The organism is Micromonospora sp. NPDC051296, from assembly GCF_040682255.1.
Taxonomy (GTDB): domain Bacteria; phylum Actinomycetota; class Actinomycetes; order Mycobacteriales; family Micromonosporaceae; genus Micromonospora; species Micromonospora craterilacus.
Window position 1 is genome coordinate 1 of record NZ_JBFBAO010000645.1, and the last position, 1,638, is coordinate 1,638.

The window sequence follows — 1,638 nt, forward strand, 5'->3', positions numbered from 1 at the left end:
GGCCGGTGCCGGTGGAGGATTTCGCGCTGCACCGGGTGACGGTGGACGGCGGGCGGCCCGAGGTGACGTTGTCGGTGCCGGGGCCGCGGGTGGTGCTGTGCACGTCCGGCGAGGTCACCGTGACCGACGGCGTCGCGCCGGTGGCGCTCGGCTGCGGGCGCGCCGCGGTGGGCGCGGCCGGTGCCGGGTCACTGACGGTGACGGGTGCGGGTGCGGCGTACGTCGCCTCGACCGGCCTGTTCTGAGTCGACCGCGCCGGGGACTCTGACGTTCCAGCGGCCACGCGCCTCGACCCGCAAGTCCGACTTTCCCGGAATAGCTTGACTCACCTCTCGCCGAGTGTGACTCTATGGGTGCGCAGCGTTATCGCGACGACGGTCCGAGAACGCGCGGGGGAACCAAACCGGGGGGATGCACGGGGCGGACGGAGGTGGACGGCACACGTCCACGACCGACCGCCCCGTGCGCTGTCCGCAACCACTCCATCCGCCGTCGCCGGGCGCGCGTAAGGTGGGTGGTTGCGCAGCATCATCGTCCGACAGGAGCTTTCATGACCAGCACCCTCCCGGCGTCCGCCAGCGGCACGTCGTCCGAGGCCCGGCCGCGCACTCTCGCCGAGGGCGACTACAAGGTGGCGGATCTGTCGCTCGCCGAGTTCGGGCGCAAGGAGATCCGCCTCGCCGAGCACGAGATGCCCGGCCTGATGGCGATCCGCCGCGAGTTCGCCGACGCGCAGCCTCTCGCGGGCGCACGGGTCACCGGTTCGCTGCACATGACGATCCAGACCGCCGTCCTGATCGAGACCCTGGTCGCGCTCGGCGCGCAGGTCCGCTGGGCGTCCTGCAACATCTTCTCCACCCAGGACCACGCCGCCGCCGCGATCGTCGTCGGCCCGGACGGCACCCCCGACGCCCCGGCCGGCGTCCCGGTCTTCGCCTGGAAGGGCGAGACGCTCGAAGAGTACTGGTGGTGCACCGAGCAGGTGCTCGACTGGCCCGACGGGCAGGGCCCCAACATGATCCTGGACGACGGTGGCGACGCCACCCTGCTCGTCCACAAGGGTGCCGAGTTCGAGAAGGTCGGCGCGGTGCCGCCGGTCGAGTCCGCCGACTCCGAGGAGTACGCGGTCATCCTCGGCGTGCTGCACCGCTCGCTCGCCGAGGACGGCCAGCGGTGGACCCGGGTCGCCGCCGGCATCAAGGGCGTCACCGAGGAGACCACCACCGGTGTGCACCGCCTCTACGAGATGCACCGCGCCGGCACCCTGCTCTTCCCGGCCATCAATGTCAACGACTCGGTGACCAAGAGCAAGTTCGACAACAAGTACGGCTGCCGGCACTCGCTGATCGACGGCATCAACCGGGCCACCGACGTGCTGATCGGCGGCAAGATGGCCGTCGTGCTCGGCTACGGCGACGTGGGCAAGGGCTGCGCCGAGTCGCTGCGCGGTCAGGGCGCCCGGGTCGTGGTGACCGAGGTCGACCCGATCTGCGCGCTCCAGGCGGCGATGGACGGCTACCAGGTCGCCACGCTGGACGACGTGGTCGAGCAGGCGGACATCTTCATCACCGCCACCGGCTGCTTCGACGTCATCACCAACGAGCACATGGCCCGGATGAAGCACCAGGCCATCGTCGG

General features: G+C 70.9%; 1 protein-coding gene and 1 pseudogene. Both read left to right on the plus strand.

All coding sequences use genetic code 11. The features are described 5' to 3' along the window. A pseudogene (locus tag AB0M52_RS33795) lies at positions 1-245 on the plus strand (mannose-6-phosphate isomerase, class I); the annotation flags it as partial. Between the two features lie 305 nt (positions 246-550). Continuing rightward, positions 551-1,638 (plus strand): adenosylhomocysteinase (locus AB0M52_RS33800; RefSeq protein ID WP_363961942.1); only part of this gene is annotated, 1,088 nt, incomplete at its 3' end.